We start from the raw sequence: 19147 nt of genomic DNA, 5'->3' as shown, positions 1-19147 counted from the left end.
ACCAGGCGGGATCCCGGTGCTCCACCAGAACACGACGAGGAGTCGATGTGACCCAGATCAACATGGAAGAGCAGACCGCCATCGAGCAGCAGTCCGTCCAGGCCGACAACAAGCCGGTCGCCCAGGAGAAGGTGTCGATCAGCTCCCGCATCAGCAAGTACGGGAAGTACGACCGTCTCCAGTGCTGAGTTCGAGTCGTGGCCCGGGGTGCGAGTGAGCTGCACTCGCACCCCGGCACGGCCCTTCACGGAGGTTTCCATGAGCACCGCACAGCCCGTACCGATCAGCCCGGAGCAGTTCCGCAACCTGTTCGGGGGTGACCTGGGAGACGTCTTCCTCCTGGTCACGTCGCCGGGCGTGCGCAGCGCGCTCACCCTCGAGAGCAGCACCACCCCGGTACGGGAATTCACCTGGACCGGCCCCGACTCCCGCGCGGGCCTCATCGCCGAGATGGCCGCCATCCGCGCCTCCGGCCGCCGCGGCTCCGTCCTGTGGATCGCCGACGACGAGTTCGTCCACTTCGACGACGAGCACCTCGAAGGCATGCGCATGGGCGCCTTCTCCAGCTTCTCCGCAGCCTTCTCCGAGGAGACCCTGCGCACCACGGTCGCCATCGTCGCCGACGTCGACTACGAGCGCGAGCTCGGCATCGAGGAGGAGTTCCTGACCCTCCTCGACCAGGCCGACGACATGCTCTTCCTCGGCCGCGAGTTCGGCACCGAGGCCGTCTTCCAGCACCAGCTCTCCGAGCACTGGTTCTCGCTGCACGGCCCGCTCATGCCCGGCCAGCAGGTCGTCCTGCCCACCGGCGAGCTCAGCTCGCTGGTCAACGCCTCGGGCGAGTTCGAGCTCGACACCCACTTCACCCTGAACGGCGAGATCACCCTGCAGGGCGCCCCGATCATCCACCGCGGCGACCACGGCACCAGCCGCGCCGAGACGGAGCGGGTCTACCGCGACCTCGCCCCCATGGCGGACCAGCCCGCGATCATCACCCTGGTCGAGGGCCGCATCACGGCGGTCCGCCCGGCCGTCGCCGGACGCACCCTGTTCGCCTCCAACCTCGAGAAGCTGCTGGCCCAGGACGACCGCTACGCAAAGCTGCACGAGATCGGCTTCGGCACCAACACCAGCTGCGCCCCGCTGCTCCCCGGCAACTACTTCGCCAACGAGCGGCACCCCGGCGTCCACCTGGGCCTGGGCCTGGGCACCTTCACGCAGTTCCACATCGACCTGATGAGCACCGCCATCGACGTGCTGATGCGGGGTGTCGACGGCAAGGACGTCGCGCTCTTCCCGGCCCTCGGGGTGGCCCCGGCACGGATCGCCGCCGGGGTCTGATCCCCGGGGGCGTCAGTCCGACGAGAGGGTGTGCCCGGCCGCTTCCAGAGCGGTCCGGGCGCGTTCGTACTCCCCGGCCGGTACGAGTACGAGATCCGCGTCGAAGGTCGACGCGGCGAACACGCCGATCCCGGCACCGGCCAGCGGCACCAGTACGCCCGCCAGCATGCCGGGCAGGTCCAGGCCGTGGGCATCGGCCCCGTACAGCCCGCGCCAAGGACCGCTCACGGGCCCGGCGCCGGCCGGCAGGCGCCCGGCGCACACCACGGTCAGCCCGTCCCGGGCCCGGGTGACCGAGCACCACGGCCGGTCCGGCAGCGCGGGCACGGGGGCGTCCGGGGGCAGGCGGTGCACCCACAACTGGTCAGGGAGGACGTACAGGTGCTGCGGAACGATGGTGACGGAGAGTTCGGCCATGGGGGCGACCTTACGGCGGCCCGGTCCGCCGATCAGGCCGGGTACTGGCTGCCGCGGCTGACCGGAGCCCGCCACGAACCCCTCCTCGAGCCCGAGGCCTCGCCGGTGGCCGCGCCCGCTGCGCCCGCCGCGGTCGCCGCGCCCGCCGCGGTCGCTCCCGAAGCCGCGGCCGCCCTGCACGCGATGACCGGCGGCGCCCCCGAAGGCCTGCTGCTGCTCACCGTCGCCGCCGCCGGGATCGCGCTCGCCGCACTCACCGGGCCCGGCGCGCACGGCCGCGTGCCCGTCGTCGTACCGGCCCTCGGAGCAGCCCCGACGCAGGCGGAGTTCGCGCTGCTGGCCCCGCTGGACCCGGCCGCGCCCGCCACATCCTTCCTGGAGGACCTGCACGCCGAGCTGGAGCGGGCGGCCGCCCGCCCCTGGCAGGACCGGGACGCGCTGAGCGCCCGGCTGGACGCCGTCACCCCCGGGGCGGGCACCGTCCTGTCGCAGCTCGCCGTCGTCTGCCCGGGCCTGTACGGGGACCGCTCGCCGCAGCCCCGGGCCGCGCTGGTGCTGCGCGTCGAACACGCCCCGGACGGCGGCCTGTCGGTCGCGGCGCACGGCACGGCCGGCCTCACCGGGGCCCTGCCCCGCTGCGTGGCCGCCGTACTCGAGGCCCTCGCCGCCGACCCGCGCCGCAGCCCCGACGCCATCGACGTCCTCGGCGCCGCGCTGCGCGCCGAACTCCTGGACCTCGCCGCCCTGCCGGCCCCCGCCGCCTTCGGCGCCGCCACCCTGACGCGCCTGTTCGACGAGGCCGTGCGCCGCACCCCCGACGCCGTCGCCGTCACCGGCGAGGGCCGCACCCTGACCTACCGGCAGCTCGCCGCCGAGGCCGGGCGGGCCGCCGCCGCGCTCACCGCGCGCCACGGCACCGGCCCCGGCGACGCGGTGTGCGTCCTGGCGCCGCGCGGCGCCGGGCTCGTCACCGGCTTCCTCGCCGTCCTGCGCACCGGCGCGGCCGTCGTCCCCCTCGAACCGCGCCAGCCGGCCGCGCGCGTTGCCCTGCTGGCCCGCCTCAGCGGCGCCCGGCTCGCCCTGCGCGCCGAGGGCGTCGGCCCCGCCGACGCGCAGCTGCCCGTACCGGTGGCGGACCTTGCCGACCTGCTCACCGACGGGCCGGCGGACGTCACGGCGGACGGGCCCGCGGACGGGCCGGCGCGGGACGCGGCGGACGCGGCCGAGCCCGGCGCCCCCGCGATGATCCTGTTCACCTCGGGATCCACCGGCACCCCCCGGCCCGTCGCCGTCCACCACGACCAGCTGAGCCACAAGGTGCTCACGGGGGCCCGCGCGATCGGCATCGACGCCCGGACCCGTACCGCGATGCTCTCCGCGGTCACCTCCGACGCGACCGCCTTCCAGGTCTTCACCACGCTCCTGGCGGGCGGCACCCTCGTCGCCGTCGGCGACCCCGACCGCCTCGACCCGGACGCCCTGTGGCAGCGGGTGCGCGACGGCGAGGTCAACCTCGTCAACTGCGTGCCCGGCCTCTTCTCCGTCCTGCTGCGCGCCCTGCCCGAGGACGGCGAACTCCCGCTGCGCCACCTGCTGCTGGGCGGCGACACCATCCCGCGCGGCCTGCTGCCGCGCACCGTCGGACGGCTGCGCATCGGCACCTTCGCCAATCTGTACGGGCCCAGCGAGGCCACCGTCGACGCCACCATGTTCATCCGCGACGGCGCGATCGCCCAGCGGCTCGACCGGGTCCCGGCCGGCCGCCCCTCGCCCGGCTACGGCGTCTTCGTGGTCACCCCCTCCGGGGAGCTCGCCCCGCCCGGCGTACCCGGCGAGATCCAGATCGCCGGACCCGGCGTCGCCCCCGGCTACCGCGGTGACGCCGAGGCCACCGCCGTCCGCTTCGGACGCTCCCCGCACGCCGGCGACGCCCCCGTCTTCCGCACGGGGGACCAGGGCCGCTGGAACGCCGAAGGCGAACTGGAGTTCCTGGGCCGCTCCGACGGCCAGGTGCAGATCTTCGGCACCCGGGTCGAGACCGGCGAGGTCGAACAGACCCTGGTCCGTCACCCCGGCGTGGTCGAGGCCGTGGTCGTGCCCCGCACCGCCGCCGACGGCACCGTGACCCTGCACGCCTGGTACGTGGCCCGGCCCGCGCCCTCCGGCGCCCGGCTCGAGCCCGCCGCGCTGGCCGGCTGGCTGCGCGAGCGGCTGCCCGCACCGATGCTCCCGGCCGCCCTGCACCGGCTCGGCACCCTGCCGCTCACCGTCCACGGCAAGGTGGACAGGGCTGCGCTCCTCGCGCTCCCCACGGCCCCGCGGGGCCCCGTGTGGCAGCCCGCCGACCCCGTCGAACGCCTGGTGTACGAGGCCTGGACCGAGGTGCTGGGCCGCCCGCCGCTCTCCGCCCACGAGGACTTCTTCCGGGCCGAGGGACACAGCCTGTCCGCCGTCCAGCTCGTCGCCACGCTGTGCGAGCGCACCGGCCGCCCCGACGCCGCCCGGGTCCACGAGGTCTTCGACCTGCGGACCCCGGCCGAGCTGGCCGCCCTCCTGCGCGAACGGGGGGCGCTGCCCCGCGGCCGCGCCGAAGGCACCCCGGCCCGGGCGCAGGAAACCGCGCCCGCCCCCCGCCCCGGGGACACCTTTCCGGCCTCCAACGCCCAGCGCCGGATGTGGCTGCTGGACCGGATGGACCAGTCGCCCGTCCCCCCGTACACGATGGTCGAGGCCTACCGGCTCGAGGGCGTGGTGGACGAACCCCGCCTCGCGGCCGCCGTCGACGCGCTGGTGGCCCGGCACGCGTCCTTGCGCACCGTCCTGCGCCAGACGCCCGGCGGCCTGACCCAGGTCGTCCTCGACCCGCCCGTCGGCGTCCTGCGGACCGAGCGCGACACGACGCCCGAGGAGGCCTTCGCGCGGGCCTGCCGCCACCGCTTCGACCTCGCCGAGGGCCCGCCGGCCAAGGTCGTCTGGGTGCCCGAAGGCCCGGCCGGCGGCGTCCTGCTCTTCACCGTGCACCACGCGGTGTGCGACGGCTGGTCCTTCGGCCTGCTGATGCGCGACCTGCTGAGGTCGCTGACCGGCCCGTCCACGGCCCCGGAGCCCGCGCCCGCGTACAGCGAGCACACCGAACGGCTCGCCGCCCGGCTGGCCGGTCCGCAGGGCACCGCGCACCGCGCGTACTGGCGGGAGCGGCTCGCCCGGCTGCCCGAGCCGCTGGAGCTGCCCGCCGACCGCCGCCGCCCGGCCGCCCGCAGCGCCGCGGGCGGCACCGTACGCCTCGCCCTCGACCCGGAACTGGTCGAAGCGCTGGGCGAGCTGTGCCGCGAGAACGCGGCCACCCCCTTCATGGGCTTCACCGCGGCGCTGCGCGTGCTGCTGTGGCGGCTGTGTGCGGAGCCGGACGTCCTGCTGGGCACCGTCGTCGCGGGGCGGCCCGACCGGCGCTCCGCCGAGACGGTCGGACTGTTCGCCAACACCGTCGTCCTGCGCACCCCGGTGGACACCGGCGGCACCTTCCGCGAACTGCTGGCCGCCGTGCGGACCACCGCGCAGGAGGCCATGACCCACCAGGAATACCCCTTCGAGCAGCTCGTCGAGGACCTCGCGCTGCCCCGCGACCCCAGCCGCAACCCCGTCTTCGACGTGCTCGTCGAGACCGCCCTGGACGACGCCGTCGAAGGCGGGCCGGGCCTGACGGTCCGCCACCTCCCCTTCGAGCAGCCCGTCAGCGACTTCGACCTGGCCTTCAGCTTCCGGGACGGCCGGGCCGGGGACGCCGGCGAACTGTGGGTCGGCTACACCGACGACCTCTTCGACCGCGACAGCGCCCGGCGGATGGGGGAGCGGCTGGTCCACCTCCTGACCGGCCTGCTCGCCCGCCCGGACGCCCCGCTCGCCGAGGTGCCCGTGCTGCCCGCAGCCGAACGGCGGTTCCTGCTCGACGAGGTCAACCGGACCGCCGCCCCCTTCCCCGAGGACCGCACCCTCCTGGACCTGGTCGAGGCGCAGACCGCCGCGGGCCCCGACCGGCCCGCCGTCGTGCACGGCACCACGGTCCTCACCTTCGCCGAGCTCGACGCCCGCGCCGAAGCCGTCGCCACGCGCCTGCGGGAGGCCTGCGCCGCGGGCCCCGGCGCGCTGGTGGCCGTGGTCACCGAGCGCACCGAGTGGATGGTGGTCAGCGCGCTCGCCGTCCTGAAGACCGGCGCCGCGTTCGTCCCGCTGGACCCGGAGCAGCCCGGCGACCGGCTCGCCTTCGCCCTCGCCGACAGCGGGGCCCTCGCGGTGCTCGCCGACGGCGGCCACCACGCCAGGACCGCCGCCCTGACCGCCCTGCCCGTCCTCGACCCGCGCACGGCCGCGTCGGGCGGCGGCGCTCCCGACGGGCTGCCCCCGGCGCGCCGGGCCACCCCGCGCGACCTCGCGTACGTCATCTACACCTCGGGTTCCACCGGCCGCCCCAAGGGCGTCATGGTCGAGCACCGCGGCATCGTCAACACCGTCCACTACCGGGCCGGCTACTACGGGTTCGGGCCGGACGCGGCCGTGCTCCAGGTGCCGCCGCTGCACTTCGACAGCGGGGTCAACGACGTCTTCTCGGCGCTGGTCGCCGGCACCCGGGTCGTGGTCCTCGGCAAGGACCGGCTCCTGGACGTCGAGCACGTGGCCGAGGAGATCGGACGCAACCGCGTCACGCACATCATGCTGGTCCCCAGCCTCTACCAGTTGATGCTGGAACGCTGCGCCCCGCGGCTGGTCTCGGTCCGCCAGATCGTGCTCGTCGGCGAACGGCTCCCCGAGGCGCTCGCCGCCCGCCACGCCGAACTGCTCCCGCACACCGTCCTCTACAACGAGTACGGGCCCACCGAGGACAGCGTGTGGACCACCGTCCACAAGATCACCGACCCGGGTGCGGACGTCCTGATCGGCCACCCCATCGCCAACAAGACCGTCGACGTCCTCGACGCCCACGGGGACCTGGCCCCGGTCGGCGTCCCCGGCGAACTGTGCATCTCCGGCGCCGGACTGGCCCGCGGCTACCTGGGCAACCCGCAGCTGACGGCCGACCGGTTCACGCCCCACCCGCTGCGTCCCGGCCGGCTCATGTACCGCACCGGCGACCGCGCCGCCCGCCGGCCCGACGGCAACCTGCTCTTCCTCGGCCGCATCGACGACCAGGTCAAGATCCGCGGCCAGCGGGTCGAGCCGGGCGAGGTGGCGGCCGTCCTGGCCGGGCACCCGGACGTACGGCGCTGCGCGGTCGTGGCGGCGGCGGACGAGCGCGGCGAACCGGGGCTGGTCGCCTACGTGGTGGGCGCGGCCGCCCCGGGCGCCTTGCGGGCCTACCTCGCCGGGCGGCTGCCGGCCGCGATGGTGCCCGCGGCGTACGTGCAGATCGACGAGCTCCCGCTGAACGCGAACGGCAAGCTCGACCGCCGCGCGCTGCCCGCCCCGCACCGCGAGGAGCGCGCGCCGCGCGCCGGCCTGAGCCCCGCCGGGGAGCGGGTGGCCAAGGTCTGGGAACAGGTGCTCGGCGTGCCGGTCGCCGACCCCGACGCCGACCTGTTCTCCCTCGGCGGCCACAGCCTGACCGCCGCCCGCCTCGCCGCCGCGCTCCAGGAGGAGTTCGGCGTACGGGTCCCCCTGGTCACGGTCTTCCAGCAGCAGACGGTGCGGGCCCTCGCGGCCGTACTCGAAACGCCGACGGCCGACGCGGCGGCGGGCGCGGCAGGCACGGCCGCCACGCCCGCCCCGGCGGCCGTTGCCGCCGTGCCTGCCGTGCCTGCCGTGCCTGCCGTGCCTGCCGTGCCTGCCGTGCCCGCCGTGCCCGCCGCGCCCGCCCCGTCCCGCGCGGCCGCGCCCCCCGCGGAGCTCGGGTCCGCACCCGACGGGGTCGTCCTGCCGCTTTCCCGGGCCCAGCGCCGGATCTGGATGGCGGCCCGCACCAGCCCCAGCCCGGTCGCCCTCAACATCACCGACGCCGTGCGGGCCGGCCGGGCGCTGGACAGCGGCCTGCTGCGGGAGGCCGTCACCGCCCTGGCCGAGCGGCACGAAGTGCTCCGCACCCGGGTGGCCGTCGTCGACGGCACCGCCCGGCAGATCGTCATGGACCGCCTCCCCGACGGTCCGCCGCTGACCGTCGTCCGCGTCGGCGCCACGGACGGGGAGGTCGCCGACGCGGTGACCGCCGCCCACGGCGAGCCCTTCACCCTCGCCACCGGACCGCTGTTCGCCGTCCGGCAGCTGACCGGCCACCCCGGCGGCGACGTCCTGGTGATCACCGCCCACCACCTCGTCTACGACGGCGACAGCGCCGTCCTCGTCGCCCGTGACCTGCTGGCCGCCTACGAGGCCCTCGAGGCGGGAGCACGGCCCTGGGACGGCCGCCCCGCCCGCCCGTACCGGGACTGGGTGGCCGAGGAGGCCGCCTGGCTGGAGGGTCCCGAGGCCGCGCGCCAGCGCGCGTACTGGACCCGCACCCTCGCCGGCCCGCTGCCCCGGCTCGACCTGCCCGGGGCCGGACCCCGTACGGGCGCCGGACGCCAGGGCGCGGGAGTGGTCCGGCGCGCGCTGCCCGCCGCCGTGCTGCACGCGGCGGCCGAGGGCGGCGCCGCCACCCCGTTCACCGCCCTGCTCACCGCCTGGGCGCTCGTGCTGCACCTCCGCTCCGGTAGCGCCGAGGTGATCATCGGCTGTCCGGCCGGTACCCGCGACCGCGCGGACACGGCCGAGGTCGTCGGCTGCTTCGTCAACGCCCTGCCGGTGCGGCTGGCACCCGGCGAGGCGCACAGCACCGCCGAACTGCTCACCCAGGTCCGCGACCGGCTCGCCGAGGCGTACGACCACGCCCGCTTCCCCTTCGACACCACGGTCATGGAGATCGCGGAGCGCCCCGCCCCCGGCCGCCGCCCCGTGTACGACGCGGGACTGAGCTGGGAGACGGCCGAACGCCTCGACGGCGGGCCCGCCTTCCTCCCCGCGGACCCCGCCCAGGCCCCGCTCAGCGACGACCTGCGGATCTACGCGAGCGAGCGCGACGGCCGGGTCCTGCTCGAACTCGCCTACGACCGGGCGCTGTTCACCGAGAGCACGGCAGGCGAGCTGCTCGACGAGGTGGTCGGCGCCCTGCGCTGCCATCCGAACTGGTACCTCGCCGTCCCCGGCCGCCCCGGGGACCGGACCGCGGACGGGCTCGCGGCGCACCGCGAAACCTCCTGCACCGACGAAACCGACCGACTGCAACCCGCAGGGAGCGTACGGCCATGACCGCAGCACCCCTCCAGCTCCCCCAGCCGCCGCTGGCAGGCGCCCCCACCGTGACGCGGGAACCGGCCGCCGCGGCCACGGCGCTGCGGCCCCGGCTGACCCGTGAGAGCGTCCCCGGGCACACCAGGCGCAGCCTGCCCCTGCCCGCCGCCGCCCGTACCTCCCTGCGCCGGGCCGGCGGCCACCCCATGGACGAACTGGTGCTGCTGTGCGCCGCGGCCGCCCTCGCCCTGGCCGCCGCCGAGGACACCGACACCCCGGCCCTGACCGTCGCCGGCCCCGCGGGTCCCGTCGGCATCACCGTCACCACCGCCCCGGCCGGCGGCCAGGAGGGCGCGACGGTCGCGGCCCTGCTCGGGCGGATCCGCGAGGAGCTGCTCGCCGCCCGCCCCGCCGGAGCCCGCGCCGGCACCCTCACCGTCGCCGCGCAGGGCGCGGACCGGCCCGCACCGGCCGGCGAAGCGCTGCTGCTGACCCTGGAGGGCTCCGGCGAGGACCGCGTCCTGCACGCGGACGTGGACACCGGGCGCTGCGAAGCCTGGTTCGCGGACGCCGTGCTGCGCGTCGCCGCCCACCTGCTGGCCCAGCTCGGCGACCCCGGCCGCGAACTCACGGCCCTCACCCTGACCGACGCCACCGACCGGGAGACCGTCAAGGGCTGGGGCCGGGCCGGGTTCTGGCCGCCCGCCACCGCCACCACCCTGCTGGAGCGCCTGGAACGCGGCCACCGGGCGGGCGGCGAAGGCCTGGCCGTCGTCACCGGCGGGGGAACGGACCGCGGCCCCGCCGAACTGGGCCACGCCCAGCTGCGCGCCGAGTCCGTGCGCGCCGCCCGCCGCCTGCACCACGCGTACGGGGTGGGCCGCGGCGACCGGGTCGCCCTGCTGGTCGGCAAGGGCCGCCACGCGCTCACCGCACTGCTCGGCACGGTCCGGGCCGGCGCCGCCTACGTACCGCTGGACCCGGCGCAGCCCGAGGAGCGGCTCGCCGCCGTGCTCGCCGACGTCGGCGCCGCCGCCCTGGTGGCCGAGCCCGAACACCTCGAACTGGCCCGTGCCCTGGCCGGGCGCACGGGGCTGCGCCTGCTGTCCGCCGCCGACCTGGCCGCGGACACCCCGGAGCTCGCCGCCCTGCCCGAGGACGAGCCCGAGCCGCCGCGCCCCGAGGACGTGGCGTACGTCATCTACACATCCGGGTCGACCGGCCGCCCCAAAGGCGTCGTCATCCGCCACTCGGCGATCGACGGCTACCTCGCCTGGAAGCACGACTACCACCGGCTGTCCCCCGACACCTGCCTGCTCCAGGTGCCCGCGCTGTCCTTCGACAGCTCCGTGTCGGACGTGTTCTCCGTGCTCGGTGCGGGCGGCGCCCTGGTCCTGGTCGACGGGGTGCGCCGGCTCGACGGGGCCCACCTGCGCGCGCTCGCCGAGCGGTACACGGCCACCCACATCACCCTCGTGCCCAGCCTCTACGCCGCCGTCCTCGACGAGCTGGCCGCCGCGGGCACGCTGCGCGTGGTCACCGTCGCGGGCGAGGCGATGCCCGGCGAACTCGTCGCCCGCCACCAGCTCCAGCTGCCGCGCACCCGCCTCGTCAACGAGTACGGGCCCACCGAGAACTCCGTCGGGGCCACCGCCTTCGACTACCCCGCGCACCCGCTGCCCGGCACGCCGATCGGCTGGCCGCTGTCCCACACGGTCGTCGAAGTGCTCGACGGCGCGGACCGGCCGGTGCCCCCCGGCTTCCCCGGCCAGCTGCACTTCTCCGGCCCCGGGCTCGCCGACGGCTACCTGCACCGGCCGGAGCTGACGGCGCAGGCCTTCCCCGCCGCGCCGGAGCAGCCCGGCGGCCGGCGCTACCGGTCCGGCGACCGGGGCTGGTGGCAGCCCAACGGCACCCTGCAGTTCCTCGGCCGGGCCGACGACCAGGTCAAGATCCGCGGCAACCGGGTCGAACTCGGCGACGTGGAGGCCGCCCTGGCCGCGCTGCCCGCCGTCGAGGCGGCCGTCGCCGTGATCTGCCGCGGCGCCGGCGGCCAGCCCTCGCTCGTCGCCTTCGTCACCGGCCCCGCCGCCGCGACCCCCGCCGACGTCCACGCGTACGCGGGCACCGTGCTGCCCGCGCCCCTGGTCCCGGACCGCGTCCTGCCGCTGGACCGGGTACCGCTCACCACCAACGGGAAGATCGACCGGCGGGACCTGGCCGAGCGCGCACAGGCGGCCGCTGCGGCCGCCGAACCGGCGCCGGCCGCCTCGCCCGAGGCCCCGCAGAGCCTGGAGGAGCGCGTCGGCGCCGTCTTCCGGGAGATCCTCGGCGTCGACGAGATCGGCCCCGACGACAACTTCTTCGCCTGCGGCGGCCACAGCCTGCTCGCCGTCGACGTCATCGCCGCCCTCGAACAGCGCCATGGCCTGCTCCTGGGCATCGACGAACTCCTCGACGGCCCCTCGGTCCGCGAAGCCTGCGCGGCCCTGCGCGGCCGCGGCGCGGACGACGCCGGGCCGGGGACGGCCGCCGGGGCCGAGGAGGGCGCCGACCACCCGCTGTCCGCCGCCCAGCGGCAGCTGTGGACCCTGTCCCGGCTCGACGACGGAGCGGACAGCGTCCACCACCTCACCGACGTCTTCCGCATCGACGGGCCGCTGGACGAGCGCCAAGTCGCCCAGGCCCTCGCCGACGAGGCCGCCTGCGCGCAGCTCCTGCGCGCCCGCTTCTTCGTCCGCGACGGCGAACCCCGCCAGCGCTTCGTCTACGGGGACCGGCCGCCGCTCACCGTCCTGTGGCCGGCAGCCGGCACCGATCCCGCCGCCACCCTGCGCGCCGAGGCCGGACGCCCCTTCGACCTGGAACGGCAGCCGCCGCTGCGCGCGCTCCTGCTGCGGTTCTCCCCGACCAGCGCGCTCCTGGCGCTGACGGTCCACCACATCGCCTGCGACGGCGAATCGGCCGGCCTGCTGGCCGAGCGGGTCTTCGCCCGGCTGCGGGCGCTGCGCACCGGCACGGCCGCCCCCCGCCCCGCCGACGGCAGCTACCTCACGCACATCGCCCGGGAGGCCGCCGCCCTCCAGGGCCCCGAGGCGGAGCGGGACCGCGCCCACTGGCACGCCGAGCTGGCCGGCCCGCTGCCCTTCCCGCTGCTGCCGGCCGACGGCGCACGCGGCGCCGCGCCGGGCCCCGGCGGCTCGAGCCGCCTGCGGCTCTCCGCACGCGACAGCCAGGCCGTGCGGGCGCTCGCGCGCACCTGCGGCACCAGCATGTTCGGCACCGGGCTGACCGCCCTGGCCGAACTGCTCCGGCGGTTCACGGGCGAGCAGCGGATCCTCGTCGGCACCCCCGTCACCCGCCGAGACGACCCCGCCTACGCGGGGGTGATCGGCCCGTTCCTCAACACGGTGGTGCTGACCTGCGAGGTGGCACCGGAGCTCGGGTTCGCCGAGCGCGCCGTCGCCACCCGCTCCGCGGTGGCCTCGGCCATGGCCCACCGCGCCCACCCCTTCGAGCGGCTCGTGGCCGAGCTGCCGGGCGCCCGCGACGGCGGCCGCACGCCCCTGTTCACGGTCATGTTCACCGCCGACGAGCGCGGCGCGGCCGGCACCGGCGACGGCAGCGAGCTGGACGCCGGGCCCGGACTGACCGTCCGACGCGAGCGGTACGCCGACGACGCGAGCGAGTTCGAACTCAGCTTCCACCTGGACAACTCCGCGGAGCTGCTCGAGCTCACCGCCGAGTACGACGGCGCGCTGTTCAGCGCCGCCCGCGCCACCCGGCTGCTGCGGCACTGGGCCGACCTGCTGCTGCGGGCCGCCGCCGACCCCGGCCGCACCCCGGCCGGTACGCCGCTGCCCGACGCCGAGCGCGCGGAACTGGCCGCCCTGGCCGACAGCGTCGCCGCCCACCCCGGCGCCCGGATCACCGACGCGGCGGGGCGGCCCGTCCCGGTCGGCGTCCCCGGCGACCTGAGCACCGTCGCCGGGGCGACCGGGCTGCGCGCCCACTGGTCGGAGCGGGGCGAGCTGGTGCCGCGCGGCCGCGCCGGGCGGCTCGTGCCCGACCCGGACCGCCCCGGCACCCACCTCGACCCGGCCGAGGCCGAACTGCTGCTGCTGGCCCACCCGTCGGTGCGCTCCGCCGAGGTCCGCGCCGCGGAGCCGGGCGAGCCGGGACCCCTGACCGCCCACGTCACCGCGCACCCGGGGCACACCGTGAGCCCGGGCGCGCTGCGCACCCTGCTGCGCCGGGCCCTGCCGCTGCGGCTGACCCCGGCCACGGTCCACGTCACGACGGAACCGGACGGGCAGGCGCAGGCGCAGGCGCCGGAGCCGGTGGCGCGGCAGCCCCTCGCGGGCTGCGCCGCGGGCCCCGTCGCGCTCGTCGCCCAGGCCGTCGCCGAGGCGCTCGGTCACGAACGGGTCGGACCGGACGAGGACTTCTTCGACCTCGGCGGCAGCTCCCTGGACGCCGTCGCCGTGGCCGCCCGGCTGCGGATCTCCCTCGGCCGGGACGTCTCGCCCCGGCTCGTCTTCGACTCCCGCACCCCGGCGGCGATCGCGGGGGCCATCGGCGACTGCGGCCCCGCACCGGCCGCCGTCGCAGCCGCCGTCGCCGAGCACGACGGCCCGGTGCGCGGACCGGCCGGCGGCCCCGTACCGCTCAGCACCGAGCAGGCCGAGATCTGGCAGGCCCTGCAAGGCGGCGCCGCCCCCGCCGCGTTCGTCGTGTTCGAGGCGCTGCGCGCCACCGCCCGCAGCGTCGACCCACACGCCCTGCGCCAGGCGGTCGAGCACACCGCCGCCCGGCACGACGCCCTCTCCTCCCGGCTCGTCGCCACCGAAGCCGGCCCCCGCTGGCAGCCGCTGACCGTGCCCCGCACCGGCTGGGCCGAGGACGACCTGTCGGCGCTCCCCGAAGCCGACCGGGCCGCCGCGCTCGACGCGCTGGCCCAGCGCCACCTGGAGGAGCCCTTCGACCTCGCGGCCGGACTGCTGCTGCGGGCCCGGCTGGTGCGCCTGGCCGCCCACGAGCACGTCCTGCTGCTCGCCGTGCACCACATCGCCGTCGACGGGCGCTCCATGGAGCTGCTCGTGCACCAGACGGCGGCCGCCTACGAGGATTTCGCCGCCGGACGCTGGCCCGCGGACCCTGCCGGCGAGCCCCCGCTGCGACTGGCCGACGTGGCCCGCTGGCAGCAGGAGCGCACCCCCGCCGGCGGCGACGAGGACTGGCGCCGCGCCCTGGCCGGCGGCGAGCCGCCGCGGCTCCCGCTGCCCTACGACCGGCCCCGCCTGGTGCGCGGCGCACTGATGCCGACGGAACTGCCCTTCGCGTTCCCCGCCCCCGGCGCCGGGGCCTTCGGCCGCGCCGGAGGCCTGAGCCCGTTCACCCTCGGCCTCACCGCACTCGTCGAGGCCCTGGCCCGGGGCGGCGACGGCACGGACGGGCCCCCGGACGAGGTGTGGCTCGCCACCGTCCTGTCCACCCGCTCCCGGCCCGGCCTCGCGGACGTCGTGGGCCCGCTCACCGGCACCGCCCTGCTGCGCGTGCCGCTCGCGGGCGCCCGCACCCACCGCGAGCTGGCCCGCGCCGTCGGGCACGCCCTGCTCGCCGCCCACGACAGCCCCGCCGCGAACCTGGGCGCCGTGGCCGCCCTCGCCGAGGGCGAGTTCGGCGTGGACCGGGCCCGGCTCAGCCAGGTCCTCGTCGTCGCCCAGGAGGACGCGGCCCCGGCCCCCGGCGCCCTGTTCACCCCCGACGGCTCCATCGCCGCCACCCGACCCACCGCCACCGCCTTCGACCTCGTCTGGTCGCTGCGCACCGGGGAGGACGACGCGGACGGTGTCCTCACCTACAAGGGGGAGCTCTTCGACGACGCGACCGCCCGGGGGCTCGTGGAGCGCACCCGGCAGGCCCTGGCCGCGCTGGTCTCCCACCCCGACACGCCCTGGAGGGAGCGGCCGTGACCCCGGCTCCCGGCCCTCGCGCCGTACCCGCCGACGCCGAGGCCGTTGCCGTGACCGCCGACCCAGGCACCCCCGGCGACCCCGGCACCCCCGCCGGGAGCCCGGCGGCCTGGCAGCGGACCCTCGCCGCGCTCAACGACACGGCCGCCCCCGTCCCGGACGGGCCGGTGGCCGCGCTGCTCGCCGAGCGGGCCCGACCGTTCGCCGGCCGGCCCGCCGTGGTGGCCCGCGGCCGCGCCCTCACCCACGGCGAACTGCACACCCGTGCCGAGGAGCTGGCGGTCCGGCTGCGCGCCCGCGGCGCCGGGCCCGGCGTACTGGTCCGGGTCTGCCTGCCCCGCTGCGCGGAGCTGGTCGTGGCCGTCCTGGCGGTGCTGCGGGCCGGCGCCGCGTACGTGCCGCTGGACCCGGACCACCCGGCCGAGCGGCTCGCCCAGCTGGTCGACAGCGCCCCCGCGCCGCTCACCCTGACCACCGCCGCACTGGCCGGGCTGTTCCCCGGCCCGGGCGTGCTCACCGTGGACCTCGACGCGCGCGACGCCCTCGACGCCGCGGCCGCGTCGCCCGCCGCCGGGGAGGCCGTCCCGCCGGTCGGCGGGCCGGCCCCGGGCCCGGACGACCTCGCGTACGTCATCCACACCTCGGGCTCCACCGGCCGCCCCAAGGGCGTGGCCATCGAGCAGCGGTCCCTGGTCAACCTGCTGGAGGCCACCGCCGTCCCCTTCGGCCTCGGCCCGGACCGGCGCGTGCTGCAGTTCGCGAGCCCCGCCTTCGACGTCTCGGTGTGGGAGATCCTCGCGCCGCTGTGGGCCGGCGCGGCCGTCGTCGTCTTCGACGAGCCCGTCGCCTCCGCCGAGGCCCTGGCCGCGCTCGTGCGCGAACGCCGCGCCGACACCGTCTTCCTGCTCGCCGCGCTGCTGGCCCTGCTGGACCCGGCCGCCTTCCCGGACGTGAGGACGGTCGTGACCGGCGGCGAGTCCTTCAGCCGGGCGCTGGTGGACCGCTGGGCCCCGGGCCGGGACCTGATCTACGTCTACGGGCCCACCGAGGCGACCGTCTTCCAGTCCTGGCACCGGTGCCCGCCGGGCCTCCCGGACGAGCCGCCCACCATCGGCCGCCCCATGGCCAACCTGCGCTACTCGGTGCGCGACGCCTCCGGGGCGCAGGTCGGCCCGGGCGTGGAGGGCGAACTGTGGATCGGCGGCACCGGCGTGGGCCGCGGCTACCTGGGCCGCCCCGACGAGGGCGCGGCACGGTTCGTACCCGACCCCGACGACCCCCGTCCCGGGGCCCGGCTCTACCGGACCGGGGACCTGGCCCGCCACCGCCCGGACGGCACCCTCGACTTCCGCGGGCGCGCCGACCGGCAGGTGAAGATCCGCGGCTTCCGCATCGAGCCCGGCGAGGTGGAGGCGGCGCTCGCCGCGCTGCCGGGCATCGCGGCGGCCGCCGTGGTCGTGCCCGACGGGACGGCGCAGCCGCTGCTCGCCGGATACGTCGTCACCGACGGCCCGTTGCCCGGCGACTGGCGGGCCCGGCTGTCGCAGCGGCTGCCGTACTACATGGTCCCGGCGGCGGTGATCCCCGTGGAGCGGATGCCCAGCACCCCCAACGGGAAGATCGACCGCCGCGACTTGGCCGCCCGCCCCCTGCCGGACACCCCGTCCGCGCCGTCCGGAGCGGACACCCCGTCGGGGGAGCCCGGGCCGTCAGGAGGCGAGGCGGACGACGCCGTACGGAGCGTGCTGCGCGGCCTGTTCGCCGAGGCGCTCGGCCGGCCCGTCGCGGACGACGGCGACTTCTTCCTCCTCGGCGGGACCAGCCTCGCGGCCGCCTCCCTGGCCGCGGCGGCCGCCCGGCGGCTGTCCGCGCCGGTGCGGCTGGTCGACGTGTTCGACTGCCCGAGCGTCGCCGCCCTCGCGGCGCGCCTCGCTCCCCGCGCCGGCACCGCCTCTGCCGGGGCACCGGCCACCGGTGCCCCGGCCGTCGGGGGGCAAGGGCGGGCCTCCGCGGTCCAGCGCTGGCTCTGGCTGGAGGACCGCACCCGGGGCGCGGGGACGGCGGGCACCGCCGCCTACCACGTGCCGATGCTGCTGGACTGCCACGGCGCAGCCGATCCCGCGGCCCTGCGCGCCGCCTTCGCCCGGCTCCAGGAACTCCAGCCGCAGCTGCGCACCGTCTTCCGCGAGGAGCACGGGCAACCGGTGCCCGGCCCCGCGCCCGCGCCCGCCCGCCTGGAGGTCCTCGACCTGCCCGACGAGGCCGCGCGCGAGGCCCTCGTACGGGAGTGGGCCCACCGGCCCTTCGACCTGGCGGCCGGGCCGCTGGTGCGGGCGGCCCTGCTGCGCCTCCCCGGCGGCCGCGACCGGCTGCTGGTCGTCCTGCACCACATCGTCGCCGACCAGACCTCCCTCCAGGTCATCGCCCGCGCGCTGGCCGGGGCCGGCGGGCAGCAGGCCGAAGCCGCCCCCGATCTGGCCCTGCCCGGCCCGCACGAGCTGTCGTACGAGACGCAACTGTCCTACTGGCGGCAGCGGTTGACCCCGGCGCCCGCCCCCCTCCCGCTGCCCGTGGACCATCCCCGCACCGGCCCGGCCGGCCGCGGCACCGCCGTCACCACCGTCCGCCTCGACGCGCAGGAGCTCGGCGCGCTGGAACGGCTCGCGCGCGGCCACCGCACCGGCCTGTTCGGCGTGCTGGCCGCCGCCGTGGCCGCCGGCCTGCACGGGGCGACCGGCGCCTGCGACCTCACCCTCGGCACCGCCGTCAGCCGCCGCACGGCCCTCGGTCCGGCCGACGCGGCCGTGGGCTGCCACGTCAACACCGTGGTCCTGCGGACCGCCGTCCACGGGGAGCTGCCCTGCGCGGAGCTGATCGCGGACCTCGCCGCCCAGGCGGTCGGCGCGATGGACCACGGCGGGGTGCCCTTCGGCGAGCTGGTGCGCGCCCTGGACCCGCCGCGCGTGCCCGGACGCAATCCGCTCTTCGACGTGTGGGTGACCCTCTGGGACGAGATCGACACCGGGCCGGGCGCGCTGCGGCTGACGGGCGGTCCGATCCCGCTGGACGAGGGCCTGTTCGACCTCTCGTTCCAGTTCGCGCGGTCGGCGGACGGCTTGACCCTGCTCCTGCAGTACGACCGCGCCCTCTACGAACCGGACACGGCCCGGTCCCTGGCCGAAGGGGCCGCCCACGCCGCACGGCGGCTCGCCGCGGCCGGCCCGCGGGCCCGGGTCTCCTCGCTCGCCCCGCAGGCCCCGGCGCCGCAGACCCCCGCCGCCCGCCCGGCGTTCGCCGGATTCTCCTGGGGGGATCCGCGGCCCTGAGCGCGCCGCGGCGCCCGGGCGGTCCGCTGCCCCCCGAGCGCGGGGGGCAGCGCCGGGGGACCGGTCAGCCGATGCGGCGGTAGCTGGTGAGCAGCATGTCGCGGTAGCCGTGGGTGCGGCCGGCCGCCGGGTCCAGGCGCACCGGCTCGGTGCCGTGCAGGATGCGGCGGTCGTCCGCGTACAGCGAGTCCAGCGGCGCCGCCAGCAGCGGGCGGGCCAGCGGGCGCTGCTGCGGGTCGCAGACGATGCTGCGGCCGCCGGTCACCCCGGCGCGGCCGATCAGGTGCAGGGAGATGTAGTCGAAGCCGTCCCGGTGCACGCCCTCGGGGGACGGCAGCCCCTCCTCCTGGGCCCTGGCCCGGATGCGCACCAGGTGCACGTCCACCTCCCAGTCCAGGGTCCGCCCGGGCTCCGCGCCGGCCAGTTCGGAGAACACGTCGACGCCGTGCAGCAGCAGCCGGTGCAGGAACGGGTTGACCCGCACCGCTCCGGTGACGGGCGCGAACCAGCGCGGCGAGCCGCCCGCGAAGGGGTTCACCTCGGCGCTCTGGTAGTAGGGGCCCGGCGGGTGCGCGCGCAGCATGCCCTGGGAGGCCGTCCGGTGGGTGTAGCGGACGTGCCGGCGGAAGCGGTACGCCCCGCCGTCGGCCAGGTACGCGTCCGGCTCGAGGTCCTCGTAGGCCTGGCTCAGCTGCCGGAACGCCTGCGCCCCGGGGCCGGTGTCGAAGCCGGCTCCCGGGGCGAAGACCCAGCCCTGCTTGCGGATCGCCTCCCCGATGTCCGTGCGGGTCAGCGGGCCGGGAAGAACTGCGGAGGGCATATGAGGTCTCCTTG

The 19147-nt window shown here is 77.4% G+C and carries 7 protein-coding genes; 5 read left to right on the top strand and 2 right to left on the bottom strand.

All coding sequences use genetic code 11. The annotated features are described in order from the left end of the window. Nucleotides 1-47: 47 nt before the first annotated feature. The gene (locus tag AB0D44_RS10905; protein ID WP_362587673.1) at nt 48-188 is read left to right on the top strand and encodes a hypothetical protein; all 141 of its coding nucleotides are present in this window, start codon (nt 48-50) and stop codon (nt 186-188) included. Between the two features lie 70 nt (nt 189-258). Further along, a complete protein-coding gene (locus AB0D44_RS10900) occupies nt 259-1341 on the top strand; it encodes a hypothetical protein (RefSeq protein WP_362587670.1) in 1083 nt (360 codons plus the stop codon). Nucleotides 1342-1353: 12 nt separating this feature from the next. On the opposite strand, the gene AB0D44_RS10895 is transcribed toward AB0D44_RS10900, so the two are convergent. Then, entirely contained in the window at nt 1354-1758 is a 405-nt protein-coding gene (locus tag AB0D44_RS10895; RefSeq protein WP_362587667.1) for an ACT domain-containing protein, read from the bottom strand. Here AB0D44_RS10895 and AB0D44_RS10890 point away from each other — a divergent pair. From AB0D44_RS10890 to AB0D44_RS10880, 3 genes are read left to right on the top strand one after another with little or no spacing between them, the layout of a single operon-like run. Then, a complete protein-coding gene (locus AB0D44_RS10890; RefSeq protein WP_362587664.1) occupies nt 1723-9030 on the top strand; it encodes an amino acid adenylation domain-containing protein in 7308 nt (2435 codons plus the stop codon). The two genes, AB0D44_RS10895 and AB0D44_RS10890, sit on opposite strands and share 36 nt — an antisense overlap. Next, on the top strand, nt 9027-14987 hold the full coding sequence (locus AB0D44_RS10885; protein WP_362587661.1) for an amino acid adenylation domain-containing protein: 5961 nt from the start codon (nt 9027-9029) through the stop codon (nt 14985-14987). The genes AB0D44_RS10890 and AB0D44_RS10885 overlap by 4 nt, the downstream gene beginning before the upstream one ends. Continuing rightward, nucleotides 14984-18313 (top strand): amino acid adenylation domain-containing protein, encoded by a 3330-nt coding sequence (locus AB0D44_RS10880; protein ID WP_362587658.1) that lies wholly within the window; start codon nt 14984-14986, stop codon nt 18311-18313. The genes AB0D44_RS10885 and AB0D44_RS10880 overlap by 4 nt, the downstream gene beginning before the upstream one ends. A gap of 64 nt (nt 18314-18377) precedes the next feature. Here the strand turns inward: AB0D44_RS10880 and AB0D44_RS10875 are convergent, their stop codons facing one another. After that, nucleotides 18378-19133, bottom strand: a complete 756-nt coding sequence (locus AB0D44_RS10875; RefSeq protein ID WP_362587655.1) for a 2OG-Fe dioxygenase family protein — start codon at nt 19131-19133, stop codon at nt 18378-18380. Between the last annotated feature and the right edge of the window lie 14 nt (nt 19134-19147).

This window comes from Streptomyces sp. NPDC048349, from assembly GCF_040651925.1.
In the GTDB taxonomy this organism is placed as follows: domain Bacteria; phylum Actinomycetota; class Actinomycetes; order Streptomycetales; family Streptomycetaceae; genus Streptomyces.
Note: the sequence above shows the minus strand (reverse complement) of the source record. Positions and strands in the feature narration are given on the sequence as shown.